Here is a 14,797-nt window from a genome sequence, read left to right as displayed (position 1 = left end):
CCATGGCCTATGTTGCCGTGAAAGGTGGCGAGGCGGCGATCGCCAATGCACATGCCTGGCTTGCTGAGCGCCGCCGCGGGCGACCTGAGCTTGAGGAAATCGACACCCGGCAGATCGAGCAGCAGCTTGGACTTGCCGTGGATCGCGTCATGGCTGAAGGGTCGTGTTATGATCGGCAGCTTGCCGCGTTGGCTATCAAGCAGGCGCAAGGCGACCTGATTGAAGCCGCTTTTCTTCTCCGAGCCTTTAGAACGACACTTCCCCGCTTCGGCACGTCAAAGCCGCTGGACACCTCGGCCATGGCGATCACACGTCGCATCTCGGCGATCTTCAAGGACTTGCCCGGTGGGCAGGTTCTGGGTCCCACCTACGACTACACGCACCGCCTTTTGGATTTCGCCCTCGTTGGCAAAACCGGCGGGCACGCGACAGCGCCCTGCAGCATTGATGGCCTGGAGGAAGCGCCAAGGGTGGCTGAGGATCTGATCCGTGAAGGCTTGCTGCGGACCGAATCCGGACAAGAAGGCAAACCTGCTGACCTGACCAGGGACGCGCCGCAGTTTCCGGCTCCACGGAGCGCCAGGCTGCAGAACCTCGCTCGCGGTGACGAGGGCTTTCTGCTGAGCCTTGGGTACTCAACTCAGCGAGGCTACGGAAACAATCATCCTTTCGTCGGAGAGGTCCGCCAGGGCACACTCCGGATTGTTCTGGCGCCACCCGAGCTAGGCTTTGACGTCGATATCGGCGATGTGGAAGTCACGGAATGCCAGATGGTGAACCAGTTCCACGGCACGAAGTCGGAACCGCCGCAGTTCACTCGCGGCTACGGCCTTGCGGTCGGGCGGAGTGAAAGAAAAGCCATGTCCATGGCTCTGGTTGATCGTGCCTTGCTGGCGGATGAACTCGGAGAGGATCGCGCAGCGCCGGCACAGGACGAAGAGTTCGTGATGCTGCACTCCGATAACATTGAGGCCATGGGCTTTGTTGAACACCTGAAGTTGCCGCACTACGTCGACTTTCAAAGCGAACTGGAGCTTCTCCGAGACATGAGGGGTTCTGCCGCGTCAAGGAAACGCGACGCATGACCCGCCCTTCAGACTACAACTTCGCCTACCTGGATGAAGGTACGAAGCGGATGATCAGGCGGGCCATCTTGAAGGCTGTAGCCATCCCAGGCCATCAGGTACCCTTCGGTGGGCGAGAAATGCCGCTCCCTTACGGTTGGGGAACAGGCGGTATTCAGGTGACGGCCAGCGTAGTCGGCCCCGAAGACATCCTGAAAGTTATTGATCAGGGTGCTGATGACACAACAAATGCCGTATCCATCCGGCGGTTCTTCTCAGCTGTGGCAGGGATCCGCACCACCACCCGGACCACGGAAGCGACCATCATCCAGACTAGGCACAGGATCCCCGAGACCAAGCTGCGCGACGGGCAGATCATCGTTTATCAGGTTCCCATGCCTGAGCCTCTTTTCAGGCTTGAGGCACGCCTCTCGGAAACGAAGCGGATGCATGCAACGGCGGATTACGGCGTCATGCACGTCAAGCTGTATGAAGATATAGCGCGTTACGGACACATTGCCGCGTCCTACAACTATCCAGTCATGGTAGCCGGTCGCTACCTCATGTCGCCCTCGCCTATTCCGGCGTTCGACAATCCGAAGATGAACCGCATGTCCGCGCTTCAGCTGTTCGGGGCTGGCCGTGAGAAGAAGATTTACGCGGTGCCGCCGTACACAGCCGTGAAGAGCCTTGAGTTCGAAGACCATCCCTTCCGCCCCCGCCGAGCCGATCATACCTGCCAGCTTTGTGGATCACGCGAGAGCTACCTAGATGAAATTGCTTCCGATGATCGAGGCGGGCGCACGTTCATCTGCTCGGACACCGATCACTGTAATGAAAGGCGCGTTGTATCATGAACGAGCAGCCCTTTCTTCTAGCGTCCGGGGTGTCGCATCGGTTCGCAACATCGGTTGCACTGGACGGCGTTCATATCGAAGTACATCCGGGTGAGGTTGTCGCCATCGTGGGCGAGTCCGGGTCAGGCAAATCGACGCTTCTTCGTGTTCTTTCCGGACAGATGAGTCCGGATCGCGGCGATGTGCAGTACATCGATCACACAGGCTGCCGGCACGATATTCTACAATCCAGGGAAAGGCAGGTCCGATCGCTGATGCGGACCGAATGGGGCTTTGTGTATCAGCACGCGGCAGATGGACTGCGGATGAATGTGTCCGCGGGCGGGAACATCGGCGAGCGCTTAATGGCGAACGGGCATCAGCACTACGGCCGGATCCGTGAGCAAGCAATGGACTGGCTGCGGCAGGTCGAGATCGATCCGGCGCGGATCGATGATTTCCCGAAAACGTTCTCAGGCGGCATGCAGCAGAGGCTTCAGATTGCGCGATGCCTTGTCACTCATCCCCGTTTGGTTTTTATGGACGAGCCGACAACCGGGCTGGATGTGTCGGTCCAAGCGAAGTTGCTGGATCTGATTCGGCGTTTGGTCGCAAAGCTGCGGATCGCGGTTGTTCTTGTTACCCACGACATTGCAGCTGCAAGGCTTCTCGCCAATCGGATCCTTGTCATGCGAAATGGTCAGGTTGTTGAGCATGGCCTGACAGACCGGGTCCTGGATGATCCGCAACATCCCTATACGCAGCTTCTTGTTTCCTCGGTGCTCGCCGCATGAGCCGCATGATCTCCGTTACCGGGCTCACGAAGTACTTTCGTCTCCATCTTCAAAATGGCACAACCATCCCGGTGCTTCACGATGTCCATATGGAAGTCGCTGATGGAGAGTGCATCGCGCTGTCAGGACCCTCAGGCGCCGGGAAGTCGACCCTGATGCGGTGCCTGTATGGCAACTACGGCATCTGTGAAGGCAGTATTCTCGTTCATCACCAGGGTAACGACATCAGCATTAGCGATGCCCTGCCGCGCACCATTGAGGAAGTCCGGAGGTACACCCTGGGATACGTCTCGCAGTTCCTTCGTGTTATTCCCCGTGTATCAACACTGGACATCGTGGCACAGCCAATGATGGACCAGGGCATGGACGACGCTGCCGCATACCAACGTGCCTCAGAGTTCTTGCTCAGGCTGAACCTCCCTCGGCGCCTGCATAACCTGCCGCCGGCCACCTTTTCGGGTGGTGAGCAGCAGCGGGTCAACTTGGCCAGGGGGTTCGCCGCGTCCTATCCAGTCCTGCTTCTGGATGAGCCGACCGCCAGTCTTGATCCGGCCAATCGTGACGTCGTGCTGGATATGATTGAAGAGGCTCGGCACTCCGGCGCAGCCATTGTGGGCATCTTCCACGACGCAGATGTGCGCGATCGCGTTGCCACCCGCTTCATCCCAGTAACGCCCGTTCAGGACGCCCTTCATGACGGCTGAGACCATCATCACGAATGCACATTTGGTGCTGCCTGATCGCGTTGAGCTTGGAACATTAGTAGTGCAAGGCAACCTCATCACCGATGTGCAGCCCGGCATCAGCCGCTTGAGCACTGCTCGGGATGTAGATGGAAGCACGCTGATTCCCGGCATTATCGACCTGCACACCGATAATCTTGAACGCCAGGTTCAACCTCGCATGAATGCGCGCTGGCCGTCACGCTCCGCCTTCATAACGCATGACGCGCAGACTGCCGCTGCCGGAGTGACCACGGTTCTTGACGCCCTGTGCATTGGCGATCTGGGTTTCGACGCCGAAAGGACCGAGACATTCTTGAACGCTGTGGAGGATCTTGATGCCCTTCACGTCACCGGTGCGCTGAAGAGCGAGCATTTTCTTCATCTTCGGTGCGAACTTCCGGCTGCCGACCTTCTTACCATGCTGGACAGGGTGGCGGATCACCCGATGGTGCGGATGGCCAGCCTCATGGATCACACTCCTGGCGTCGGGCAATATGTCGACATTGAACGCTATCGCCAGATGCGTGTTAGAGGCGGAAAATCGGTGTCGGAGGTGGATCGCCGGATCGGGGAGTTGGTAGAGCAGCGGGAACGCCTACGGTCGCCGCAGCGGCGCTCGCTGCTTGATCGACTATCTAGCAGGGCGCTCCCGCTTGCTAGTCACGACGATTGGGATGAAAGCGAGATTGCCGATAACGCCCGCGACGGGATCATGATTTCAGAGTTCCCCGTGTCGATGATGGCCGCCCGGGCTGCGCGGAATTGCGGCATGCACGTTATAGCAGGCGCACCTAATCTCGTCCGGGGTGGAAGCCACTCAGGCAATGTTGCAGTGTCGGATCTGGTACGCGAAAGGTTGGTTGACTCCTTCGCCAGCGACTATGTTCCGGCTTCGTTGCTCGAAGCAGCTTGGCGCGTCGCACCGGCGATCGGCCTGGCGAGTTCAGTTCGTGCCATTACCGCAAGCCCTGCGGATGTTCTTGGAATGCGAGATCGGGGTCGCCTTCTTCCGGGCCAGCGGGCCGATCTTGTTCTGGTTCGTGTCCTCGACACCATGCCGGTTGTGCGTGAAGTCTGGCGCCTCGGTTCAAGGGTCGCGTGAGGATGCGGGTCGCACTCTATTGGGCTCCGCGTTCGGATGACCCGTTGCATCGGCTTGGCTCGCAGTGGTTGGGCCGGGACGCTGAACGCGGTGTGTTGCTGGGCCAACCGGAGATGAATGGGTTCAATCTGTGGGAACTCACCTCGGATGCGCGGCGCTACGGCTTGCACGCCACCCTCAAGGCTCCCTTCCATCTCCAACGGAGCTTTCCAGAATTCGTTGAAGCCGTCGACGATGTGGCTCGTTCTCTGAAACCGTTCGAGCTGCCTGCGTTGCAGGTCAGTGAGCTGGATGGCTTTTTGGCGCTGACGCAGAAGCAGCCTTCGGCGGCCCTGCAGCATCTCGCCGAAACATGCGTCTCCGCCCTCGATGCCTTCCGCCCCGAACTCACTGATGACGAAATCGCACGCAGAAAGCCGGACGGGCTTGGTCAGAGGGACCGTGAGTACCTGATGCGGTGGGGCTATCCCTATGTTTTCGAGAGTTGGCGTTTCCATGTGACGCTTTCCTGCCGACTTAGTGGGGATGAGACAGTTTTGGTGAAACCCCACGCCGAGCGTCATTTTCAGGATGCTCTTGCTGCACGGCCTGTGCAGGATATCTGCATCTTCAGCCAGGATGGACCGGCCGAGCCTTTCCGCCTCGTCCATCGTGCAGGCTTCGAAGCAGGCTGAGATCCCTTCAGTCCTGTACCCCGCTGATCCCTCTTTAACTCATCGAAGAGTTTGTGGTTCTTCTTCGGCCCAGTCTCGCAGAAGGGTGAAACCGACGGCAAGCAGCACGGGGCCGAGGAAGAGACCCAGGAACCCGAATGCGAGAACGCCGCCCAGGGCTCCCAGGATGGTAAGCAGTAGTGGAAGGTCTGCTCCTCGGCTGATCAGCCATGGTCGAATGAAGTTGTCGACGCTGCTGATGCCGAAGGTTCCGTATAGCAACAGAAATATGCCCCAGCCGGTGGAACCTTGACTCAAAAGCCACAACGCCGCCGGGAGCCAGACCAGAGGAGCGCCAATGGGCAGGATCGAGATTGCGCCTGCTAGTACGGCCAGCAAGACAGCTTGCGGAACTCCGGCGATCCACAAACCGAAGCCCGTCATAATGCCTTGGGCCAGAGCTGTGCCGAGCAGACCATAAACCACTCCGATGGTCACGTTGGCGGTCAGCTGTAGCAGCCTCCGTGCTTGAGGGCCTGCGATCCGTCCCACGATGGCCTCCGCGCCTGCAGCCATTCGCGGACCGTCCCGATAGAAGAAAAAGGACAGCAAGATTGCGAGGACGAGCTCTGCCAGACCGGAGAGGATCGCCAGGAGAACGCCCAGGGCCTGTTGTGCAATCACGCCGGCATACGGTCTCAGGAAGCTGGTAACCGGGCTGAAGTCGAGTTGTAGCGCCTCCCACCGCCCTTGAAGAAACGAGCCTATCCAGGGCAGTGATGCCAAACGATCGCCAAGGCCTGGCAGGCCATCGGCCGCCAGCCCCTCGATGCTGGACCGCAAGCCTTGAACGTCTTCCGCCCGCATGGGAGCGGCCAGCAGAATGGGAAGCCCAACCAGGAGCATTTCCAATGTAACCATCAGAAGTGCGGCAAGGGTCGGCGTCATGCCCATCCGCTCGCGAAAGATCCGGTACACGGGCCATGTGCAGAATGCGAGGATCGCGGCCCAAAGCAGGGCTGACAGGAACGGAAGAAGGACAAGCAGGCATCCCACAAGCAGAGCCGCAAGGGCAGCAAGACCTAGGATCCGAGCCGGCTGCAGAATGTGACTCGGGGATGAATGAGGGGCTTTCATGATACGAGATTGCATGAGGAACGCTGCTGCGGCCAGCGGCTGCCAAAGGACCCTGTATCGCGCAATCGGCCGTCCTGAGTCTGGCCCGACCTAAGGCGCAATGCCGTCATGAGATGCTGTCGCTCCGTCAAGCGGCTATGACAAACTATCGGCATGCCACACCGCTCATATCGGGCAGCGCTCTGCCGCATTCTTCAGGCATGATAGATGGGTACAACGGCACCATCCTCCGATGCGATGAAGATCCTCTGCTTTTTGTGATTGCCATTCTCATCTACTGAACGCATTTTCAGACGGAGAGCCGCGTGGCGAGACTCCGTCCGCCCAGTGTTCCAGTCAGGTTGATATCGACAAGAGGTGTCATGCGATTCGCCGATATCGGCCAGCAACTGCGGGCCTACCGTCTTGAATCGGGCTTAAGGGCAGAGGAGATCGCTGCTCGCCTGGGTGTGTCGCGTGCCGCGCTCTACCGGTACGAGAAGGGCGAGGTTATCAAGCTCGACACCATCCGACGCCTGGCTGAGTTGCTGAAGATTTCGCCGTTGTCATTGCTCGGCATCGGTGTGGAGTATTTCTCGCGTCCCATCGCGTTCCAGGAACGACTGCGTCAGGTTGAGGAACAGTCCGACCAAATTCTTCAGGTTGGCGAGGCCGTCTGCTATCCAACCACTACCGATGCTTATGATGGCGCTTTGGCGGAAGCCTGGGCCGAGGCCGCTGATGGATCCTCTGAGCGATCCGCAGCACGCGCGGCGGCCGATCAGGCTCTGGGCTTACTAGCGGCTCGGAAGAAACTTCATCAATCAAGGCGCGCCAATATCATCGCGATGCTGTCGGAGGCCGCGCTCCGGCAGTTCCTCTCGGATGGTGTGGCCGGTGGTCTGAATGTCTCAGAGCGTACGCGAAACCGCTGCAGACTTGCTGCCAGGTCAGAAGCTGAGAGCATTGCGTCCCTCATGGAAAGCGTCCCGATCGGTTTGCAGGTCGGCTTGCTTGCAATGGAGCCGGCCGGTAGCTTCCTCGTTATGCGGGGTCGGGATCGGGCTCATGTGTGCACCAGTCCCTTCCCGGCAGACGTGACTGCGGCACCTGCCACGGGCGTCGGGACCATCACGGCAGCGGATGAGGCCGTTGCGGTCCATCAGCGCGTTGCTGAGGCGGCTTGGCGTACTGCCCTCAAGGGATCCGCAGCGGCGGCGCGTGTCCGAGACCTGATCCGAGAAATAGGGCCGCGTTAGGGTTTAGCCGAGTGAGATGCGTGCTTCGAGTACATCGTCATCATCCGGAACACGGTGGAGGGTGAAGCCTAGACTTTGTATGAAGCTGATCATGGGGCGGTTATCTGCCAGGATCTGGCCCTTCACGGTCGTGAGGCCCTGAGATCCGGCCCATGCCAGCAGCGACGTCATCAGGTGGCGCCCCAGCCCCTGCCCCTTCCATGGCGCGGTCACCACAACAGCGAATTCTCCCTCCGCGCTTCCAGCCTCGCGGATGATACGCGCCACTCCGGCTGTGCTTTGTCTCTCCTCTCTGTGATGCACCGCAATAATGGCCATCTCACGGTCATAGTCGATCTGCGTCATTCTGGCGATTTGTTCTCGTGACAGTTCTCGGATCTGGTTAAAAAAGCGCCAGCGCACGTCTTCGGGGGTCAGGCTGGCAAAGGCTTCCGCATGTGCCTCCGCATCCTCTGGCCGAATGGGCCTGATCAGCAACTTTCGCCCATCTCGGCTGTGCCAAGGATGCTCAAGCTCCGACGGATACGGAGAAATTGCCAGCTGGCTTTGCAGGCCTAACGGGCGTAGCTGTGCGGATGCATCAAGGACAACGGCTTCGCTGGCGTTGACCAGTAGAGGATTCAGAATGAGGTCGTCGACTTCTGGAAAATCGACCGCAATCTGTGACAGCCTAACAGCACTGTCGGCCACCTTCATGAGATCTACCTGTGGGTAGTCCCTGAAGCCGGACAGCAGCCTTGAACTCCGTGTCCGCCGGATCATCGCCAAGGCCAGGGTACGATTCAGAGGCGGTAGATCGTACGCAACATCCGCTTCAAAGTCAGAAGCTGTTCCGCCGCGACCAAATCCGATCCAGGGGCCGAACATGGGATCATCCCCGAGACGAAGGCGCAACTCGTGATCCTTGGAGGCTCCTTGGCCAAGTTGGCGCTGAACCAAGAAGCCATCGATCCGCGCATGAGGTCGCAGACGTCGGGCTTCGGACATCATGTGGTGCGCTGCTCGGCGGAGGCTGGCAACGTCCCGAATACCGAGAACAACTCCGCCCACTTCGGTCTTCCGGGGCAAATCCGGGCTGAGTAGTTTCAGAACAACAGGAAAGCCGAGCCGCATTGCGGTACTGACAGCGCCCTCAACCTCGGCCACTGGTGAACCAGGCACCACCTTCTGTCCGTAAGCTTCAAGCAAATCAAGGCTCTCGGCCTCATTCAACCTGAGGCGGCCTTCTTGACGAACCTGATCAATGATGGCGGCGGCCCTGGCACGATCCGGCACCAGCTCTGTGGCGTCCCGAGGCGGAAGCTCGGCGGCCGCAGCCCTGTTGCGCCGATCGGCTGCCAAATGGACCGCACCTCGTACCGCGGCCTCAGGGGTCGCGAATACCGCCAAACCTGCATCGGCCAGTTGCGCTCGCAGAGGTGCAGCAGTTGCTTCACCTAACCAGCCCACCAGGATGGGCGCACCTCTGGTTGTTTTGGCAGCCGCCGAAAGGGCCATCGACGCTGCGGCCCCTGTTCTAGCCAGACCAGGCGCATGCACGGCGACAACCGCGCCCACTGACGACAGAGCCGCCAGGGAGCTTGCCGCCTCACCGAGGCGGTGCTCGTGGCCGTGAGGCAGAATCAACGGATTGGTCAGTGCTTCGACAGGCAAGCTAAGCAAAAGCGAAAGAGCGTCTTTGGCAGCACTTTCCAAAGTTTGGAGCCTTAATCCGGAAGCAACTGCCGCATCTGCGGCAAGGAGCGCTGGGGCTTGGCCATTGGACACGATCACGATGTCATCGGCCGCGGCGATACCCCGGCTATGCCGAGAGGGTCTCAGCCGTGCCAACGTCTCCGCAGCCGACAAGAGGTCTTCGAGGCCGGGGAGGCGGAGCACGCCAGCCCGTCGGAGTGCGGCCTCCATCACGGCATCAGCAATTCCCGAGGCGTCGCTTTGCCGACCGCCTGGACGAAGCGCCAGCACCGGACGGGTTCTGGCCGCGGCACGCGCGGCCGAGATGAACATGCGACGATTCTTGATCCGGCGTAGGTCAAGCAGGATGGCACCCGCCGCGGAATCGCGCGCCAGCCAATCGAGCGATGCTGCAAAGCCAACGCCCAGATTGCTCCCGATGCCGACGATGTGGCTAAAGCCAAGGCCTTCGCCTTCCGCCCAGTCAATGATGACACGAGCCATGGAAGGCGACTGCGTTAGAAGCGCCAAGCGTCCCGGACGTGGCGCGATATGGCTCAAGCTTGCGTTCAGCCCGATCGAAGGGAGGCATATGCCGAAGCTATGGGCGCCCAGCGCTGCCACCCCGGTTCTCGCACACAGGCCTGCCAAGTCAGGAGAGGACACCGGGATGATGGCAGTGTAGCACCCCCGGGCTGCGAGCTGCCTCATGGCACCTTCTTGTTCGGCAGCAGGCAGGCACAACACTGCCAAATCAGGTGCCGCAGGCAACTCTGGAATTGCCTGCACGGCGTGGAAGCCGGCCGCCATCATGCCAATGATGTAAAGCTGCCCCTTGTACTGGCCGTTTCCTATATTCCGGGCCAAGACATCGGCCTCGGGCAGGCGAGGATCTGCCACAAGCAGAACGGATTGGGGGCGGAACAACGATGTCTCTCGGAAGCCGCCCGACCGGCGCGGAGAGGCAAGCGGAAGGGACATCGATAACATTTGGCTTTGCTCCGGCCGCGCTGCGCCAACATAGGGCCGCCCCGGGCTGGAATCCTACACTCAGGCAAGGTAAGCGAACATCTCGCGAGGGTGTCCGCCGGCCGGTATCATAACCGGCCTCGGCTTGCTGCCCTGTAACACTGCCTTTATAGCCCAGTCGACGCCAGAGAGGTTCTTGACCTTGGCCAGTATCGCCCCTCCGCTCGATGTTTCCGAGAATCCTGCCATGGCCGCGCAGGCCAAGCTCCTGTCATTGCCTTTGACGGACGTCCGGCGCATGGCGGATGCCATCCGCGTCCTGGCGGTCGACGCCGTAGAGAAGGCCAAATCCGGCCATCCGGGCATGCCCATGGGCATGGCGGATGCGGCAACAGTGCTTTTCAGCAAGTTCCTCAAGTACGATGCTGCGGACCCGCATTGGGCCGATCGAGACCGCTTCGTCCTCTCGGCTGGCCACGGCTCCATGCTGCTCTACGCCTGGCTCCACCTGTCGGGGCATGCGGGCATAGAGATGAGCGACTTGCAGTCTTTCCGACAGCTCCACTCGGTAGCCGCGGGCCACCCGGAGTACGGCGAGCACCCTGCCATCGAAACGACGACCGGGCCGCTAGGCCAGGGTTTGGCCAATGCCGTAGGCATGGCACTTGCCGAGCGCCACCTGGCCGCCCGCTTCGGCCGCAGCCTGGTCGATCATCGCACCTGGGTCATTGCGGGCGACGGATGCCTGATGGAAGGCATTAGTCACGAAGCCGCCTCGATCGCAGGTCATTTCGGCCTCTCCAAGCTCACCGTGCTTTGGGACGATAACGGCATCTGCATCGATGGCGATGTCGGGATGACCAGCTCGGACGATGTTCTGAAACGGTTTCAGTCCTATGGTTGGGCAGTGAAGCGGGTCGATGGGCACGACCCGATCGCGGTGGAGAAGGCAATGGAGGGGGCGGTACGCAGCCGCAAACCCACTCTCATCGCCTGTCGAACCATCATCGGCTTCGCAGCGCCCACAAAAGCGGGAACTGCGGGAAGCCACGGTAGTCCCCTGGGGTCGAAGGAAGCCGAGGCCACGAAGCAGGCCCTTGGCTGGACAAGCGCCCCTTTCGAGGTTCCGGAGGACATCAAAGCCAATTGGGAAGCAGCGGGCCGGAGGTCTGCTGGTGCGCGCCGCTCCTGGCTGAAGCGTCTCGCCAATCATCCGCAGAAGTCTGAGTTCGAGCGGGCGATCTCCGGCAAGCTTCCAGAGGCATGGCACGAAGCGTCAGCGAGTTTTCGCCAGAAGATCGCGGAGGACAAGCCAAAGGCCGCCACCCGTGTTTCCAGCCAGAAGGCGCTGGAGGTCCTGGTGCCGGCCATTCCCGAGATGATCGGCGGGTCCGCCGACCTGACCGGTTCTAACAACACGAACGTCAAGGGCGTCCCTGTTCTATCGCCTGCCAATTTTGCCGGCCGGTACATCCATTGGGGAATTCGTGAGCACGGCATGGCCGCTGCGATGAATGGAATGGCGCTCCATGGTGGCCTGATCCCTTACGGCGGCACTTTCCTGGTTTTCGCCGACTACATGCGCCCGTCCCTGCGCCTGGCCGCCCTTATGAAGATCAGGGCGATCCACGTTCTGACCCATGACAGCATAGGGCTTGGCGAGGACGGGCCGACCCACCAGCCTGTGGAAACCCTGGCGAGCCTGAGGGCCATACCCAACCTCTGCGTTTTCCGTCCCGCCGATGCGATGGAAACGGCGGAGTGCTGGGAACTGGCAGTGCAACGCTCGGATGGGCCATCCATCCTTGCATTGTCCCGTCAGGGATTGCCTGCCTTACGCGATGAAGCAGGCGAGAACCGGTGTGCTCGTGGAGGCTATGTGCTGGCAGAAGCCGGTGGCAAGCGCGCAGCGACCATCGTTGCGACAGGCTCGGAAGTTCATCTGGCCGTCGCTGCGCGTGAGGCGCTGGAAGCTGAGGGGATTCCGACAGCCGTGGTCTCCCTGCCCTGCTGGGAACTGTTCTCTCTACAAGATGAAGGTTACCGCCTCGCGACCCTCGGTGATGCGCCCAGGATTGGTGTGGAGGCGGGCCTTGGCTTCGGGTGGGAACGTTGGCTTGGTGCCGATGCAACTTTCATTGGCATGACGGGTTTTGGCGCGTCGGCTCCTGCCGAAGATCTGTTCCAGCATTTCGGCATCACGGTCGAAGCCGTGATCGCTGCTGTTCGACGTAAGTTGGCCTGAGCACCAGTGGCCAACACGGATAATGAAGAGGGAATGATGCAATGACGGTGAAGGTCGCGATCAACGGATTTGGACGTATCGGCCGCCTCGTGCTTCGCGCTGCCTGCGAGAGTGCGCGGGACGATGTTGAGTTCGTCGCCATCAATGATCTGGGTTCAGTCGAGGCTAACGCGCATCTTTTCCGCTATGACAGTGTCCATGGCCGCTTCCCAGGCGAGGTGATCGTTGAGGGTGACAGCATCACCATCAAGGCGCATGGCAAGACCTGGGGTCCGATCAAGGTCACGGCGGAACGCGATCCCACGAAGCTGCAGTGGCAGGGCGTGGATGTTGCGGCCGAGTGCACCGGGATCTTCACGGCCCGCGAGAAGGCATCCGTCCTTCTCGGCACCGGCGCGCGGAAGGTGCTCATCTCCGCACCCGGCGACGGTGCTGACAAGACCATCGTCTATGGCGTAAACCACAAGACTCTGACTGCTGACGACAAGATCGTCTCCAACGCGTCTTGCACCACGAACTGCCTGGCGCCGGTGGCCAAGGTCCTACACGAGAGCTTTGGCATCGAGCGTGGTTACATGGTCACCATCCATGCCTATACCGGTGACCAGAACACCGTCGATACGCTGCACAAGGACTTGCATCGTGCGCGCGCCGCGGCGGTTTCCGCCATTCCGACATCCACGGGTGCTGCAAAGGCCGTCGGCCTCGTGCTGCCGGAGCTGAAGGGCAAGCTTGACGGTACGGCGATCCGCATCCCGACACCCAACGTGTCGCTGGTCAGCCTGGACTTCGTGCCTCGTAAGTCGGGCGTTACGAAGGAAGAAATCAATGCAGCCATCAAGGCAGCGTCGGAAGGCGAGTTGAAGGGCATCTTGGACTACAACACCGAGAAGCTGGTGAGCATCGACTTCAACCATAATCCGGCCTCGTCGACCTTTGATGCCACGCAGACTCAGGTGGTGGATGGCGGTCTGGTCCGCGTCATGTCCTGGTATGACAATGAGTGGGGCTTCTCGAACCGTATGTCGGACACTGCCGCCCTTCTCGGCAAGCTTTAAGGAAGGCAGCAGCAGATGGCTCGTTTCCGGACGCTCGATCAGCTCGAACCCGCCGGGAAGCGGGTTCTGCTGCGAGCTGACTTGAATGTTCCCGTGCGCGACGGGCGGATCACCGACCGCACGCGCATTGACCGCTTGGTGCCGACCATTCGCGAGTTGGCTCAGCGCGAAGCCAAGGTCATCATCTGTAGCCACTTCGACAGGCCGAAGGGCAAGCGTGTTCCCGAAATGTCGCTGAAGCCGATGGCGGAGGCTCTATCGGCGTCTCTTGGCCAACCGGTTTTGTTTGCCGAAGATTGCATCGGTGAGACGGCGCAGCAAGCCGTTGCGAAGATGAGCAACGGCGAGATCCTGGTGCTCGAGAACACCCGCTTTCACTCGGGTGAAGAAAAGAACGATCCTGCCATGGTGAAGGCGCTTGCCGCTCTTGCCGATGCTTTTGTGAATGATGCGTTCTCGGCTGCCCACCGTGCCCATGCCAGCACTGAAGGCGTTGCACGCCAGCTGCCATCCTATGCTGGTCGGCTGATGCAGGCGGAACTTGAAGCGCTTGATACAGCCTTGGGCAGCCCGGCACGGCCGGTGGTGGCCATTGTGGGCGGTGCCAAGGTTTCAACCAAGCTGGATCTGCTTGGCAATCTGTCGAAAAAGGTTGATGTACTGGTCATTGGCGGTGCCATGGCCAATACCTTCTTGGCGGCCCAGGGCAAAGCCATGGGCAAGTCGCTCCAGGAAGCCGAAATGCATGGGACCGCTCTCCAGATCCTGGAGACAGCCGAAAAGGCTGGGTGCGAGATCATTCTCCCGACTGATTTGGTGGTGGCGGAGGAGTTCGCAGCCAACGCAGCCAACCGGATTGTTCCTGCCGATGCAGTTCCGGATGGCATGATGGCTCTTGATGTGGGACCCGCCAGCATCGACGTGGTGGAAAGCCGTCTCAAGCGCGCAGCCACACTTGTCTGGAACGGACCCTTCGGCGCTTTTGAGATCCCACCGTTCGATGCCGCAACGGTAAGGGTCGCTCAAGCCGTTGCCGCCCTGACTACTTCGGCCGGCCTGAAGAGCATTGGTGGCGGCGGCGACACTGTGTCGGCGCTGCGACATGCTGGCGTGATGGATCGGATGACCTATGTCTCCTCGGCAGGAGGCGCCTTCCTGGAGTGGCTTGAAGGGAAGACGTTGCCTGGGGTGGAAGTCCTCAAGGCCTAGAGGGAGCGCGAGGGCTCCGGCCCTGACGTTCTTAACAAGACGCATGGCAGCGGAAGGCTGGTTATTCTTCGGCTGCGAACTCACATACCCATG

At 60.4% G+C, this 14,797-nt stretch carries 12 protein-coding genes; 10 read left to right on the top strand and 2 right to left on the bottom strand.

Features of this window, described 5'->3' with window-relative positions:
• Positions 1-2 precede the first annotated feature (2 nt).
• From ACFOD4_RS12240 to ACFOD4_RS12215, 6 genes are read left to right on the top strand one after another with little or no spacing between them, the layout of a single operon-like run.
• On the top strand, positions 3-1,085 hold the full coding sequence (locus ACFOD4_RS12240) for a carbon-phosphorus lyase complex subunit PhnI (RefSeq protein WP_379596782.1): 1,083 nt from the start codon (positions 3-5) through the stop codon (positions 1,083-1,085).
• A complete protein-coding gene (locus tag ACFOD4_RS12235) occupies positions 1,082-1,921 on the top strand; it encodes an alpha-D-ribose 1-methylphosphonate 5-phosphate C-P-lyase PhnJ (RefSeq protein WP_379596780.1) in 840 nt (279 codons plus the stop codon). The genes ACFOD4_RS12240 and ACFOD4_RS12235 overlap by 4 nt, the downstream gene beginning before the upstream one ends.
• A complete protein-coding gene (phnK, locus tag ACFOD4_RS12230) occupies positions 1,918-2,694 on the top strand; it encodes a phosphonate C-P lyase system protein PhnK (RefSeq protein WP_379596778.1) in 777 nt (258 codons plus the stop codon). The genes ACFOD4_RS12235 and phnK overlap by 4 nt, the downstream gene beginning before the upstream one ends.
• Positions 2,691-3,398 carry a phosphonate C-P lyase system protein PhnL gene (gene phnL / locus ACFOD4_RS12225; protein ID WP_379596776.1) on the top strand — a complete coding sequence of 236 codons (708 nt, stop codon included), beginning with the start codon at positions 2,691-2,693 and terminating at the stop codon, positions 3,396-3,398. Before phnK ends, phnL begins: the two co-directional genes overlap by 4 nt.
• Complete coding sequence (locus ACFOD4_RS12220) at positions 3,388-4,521, top strand: alpha-D-ribose 1-methylphosphonate 5-triphosphate diphosphatase (RefSeq protein WP_379596774.1); 1,134 nt, start codon at positions 3,388-3,390, stop codon at positions 4,519-4,521. The genes phnL and ACFOD4_RS12220 overlap by 11 nt, the downstream gene beginning before the upstream one ends.
• A gap of 2 nt (positions 4,522-4,523) precedes the next feature.
• Complete coding sequence (locus ACFOD4_RS12215) at positions 4,524-5,195, top strand: DUF1045 domain-containing protein (protein WP_379596772.1); 672 nt, start codon at positions 4,524-4,526, stop codon at positions 5,193-5,195.
• Positions 5,196-5,234: 39 nt separating this feature from the next.
• Here the strand turns inward: ACFOD4_RS12215 and ACFOD4_RS12210 are convergent, their stop codons facing one another.
• A complete protein-coding gene (locus ACFOD4_RS12210; protein WP_379596973.1) occupies positions 5,235-6,311 on the bottom strand; it encodes an AI-2E family transporter in 1,077 nt (358 codons plus the stop codon).
• A 362-nt stretch (positions 6,312-6,673) separates the two neighbouring features.
• Between ACFOD4_RS12210 and ACFOD4_RS12205 the strand changes: the two genes are divergently transcribed.
• Entirely contained in the window at positions 6,674-7,549 is an 876-nt protein-coding gene (locus ACFOD4_RS12205; RefSeq protein ID WP_379596770.1) for a helix-turn-helix domain-containing protein, read from the top strand.
• A 3-nt stretch (positions 7,550-7,552) separates the two neighbouring features.
• Here the strand turns inward: ACFOD4_RS12205 and ACFOD4_RS12200 are convergent, their stop codons facing one another.
• Positions 7,553-10,150 carry a bifunctional acetate--CoA ligase family protein/GNAT family N-acetyltransferase gene (locus tag ACFOD4_RS12200; protein ID WP_379596768.1) on the bottom strand — a complete coding sequence of 866 codons (2,598 nt, stop codon included), beginning with the start codon at positions 10,148-10,150 and terminating at the stop codon, positions 7,553-7,555.
• A 289-nt stretch (positions 10,151-10,439) separates the two neighbouring features.
• Between ACFOD4_RS12200 and tkt the strand changes: the two genes are divergently transcribed.
• Genes tkt through ACFOD4_RS12185 form a run of 3 tightly spaced genes read left to right on the top strand, consistent with a single transcriptional unit; the run spans position 10,440 to position 14,704 of the window.
• Positions 10,440-12,437 carry a transketolase gene (gene tkt / locus ACFOD4_RS12195; RefSeq protein WP_379596972.1) on the top strand — a complete coding sequence of 666 codons (1,998 nt, stop codon included), beginning with the start codon at positions 10,440-10,442 and terminating at the stop codon, positions 12,435-12,437.
• 41 nt (positions 12,438-12,478) lie between these two features.
• Positions 12,479-13,495: a type I glyceraldehyde-3-phosphate dehydrogenase gene (gene gap, locus ACFOD4_RS12190; RefSeq protein WP_379596766.1), complete on the top strand. Its 1,017-nt coding sequence runs from the start codon at positions 12,479-12,481 to the stop codon at positions 13,493-13,495.
• Positions 13,496-13,510: 15 nt separating this feature from the next.
• A complete protein-coding gene (locus ACFOD4_RS12185) occupies positions 13,511-14,704 on the top strand; it encodes a phosphoglycerate kinase (RefSeq protein ID WP_379596764.1) in 1,194 nt (397 codons plus the stop codon).
• Positions 14,705-14,797 lie beyond the last annotated feature (93 nt).

The organism is Teichococcus globiformis (assembly GCF_042646265.1).
Classification (GTDB): Bacteria; Pseudomonadota; Alphaproteobacteria; order Acetobacterales; family Acetobacteraceae; genus Pseudoroseomonas; species Pseudoroseomonas globiformis.
This window is presented reverse-complemented; position numbering and strand designations above follow the sequence as displayed.

Coding starts and splice junctions, on each gene's coding strand:
- ACFOD4_RS12235 (WP_379596780.1), top strand. CDS start 1,082: ATGACCCGCCCTTCAGACTACAACTTCGCCTACCTGGATGAAGGTACG.
- tkt (WP_379596972.1), top strand. CDS start 10,440: ATGGCCGCGCAGGCCAAGCTCCTGTCATTGCCTTTGACGGACGTCCGG.
- ACFOD4_RS12205 (WP_379596770.1), top strand. CDS start 6,674: ATGCGATTCGCCGATATCGGCCAGCAACTGCGGGCCTACCGTCTTGAA.
- gap (WP_379596766.1), top strand. CDS start 12,479: ATGACGGTGAAGGTCGCGATCAACGGATTTGGACGTATCGGCCGCCTC.
- ACFOD4_RS12240 (WP_379596782.1), top strand. CDS start 3: ATGGCCTATGTTGCCGTGAAAGGTGGCGAGGCGGCGATCGCCAATGCA.
- ACFOD4_RS12185 (WP_379596764.1), top strand. CDS start 13,511: ATGGCTCGTTTCCGGACGCTCGATCAGCTCGAACCCGCCGGGAAGCGG.
- ACFOD4_RS12220 (WP_379596774.1), top strand. CDS start 3,388: ATGACGGCTGAGACCATCATCACGAATGCACATTTGGTGCTGCCTGAT.
- ACFOD4_RS12215 (WP_379596772.1), top strand. CDS start 4,524: ATGCGGGTCGCACTCTATTGGGCTCCGCGTTCGGATGACCCGTTGCAT.
- phnK (WP_379596778.1), top strand. CDS start 1,918: ATGAACGAGCAGCCCTTTCTTCTAGCGTCCGGGGTGTCGCATCGGTTC.
- phnL (WP_379596776.1), top strand. CDS start 2,691: ATGAGCCGCATGATCTCCGTTACCGGGCTCACGAAGTACTTTCGTCTC.
- ACFOD4_RS12210 (WP_379596973.1), bottom strand. CDS start 6,311: ATGAAAGCCCCTCATTCATCCCCGAGTCACATTCTGCAGCCGGCTCGG.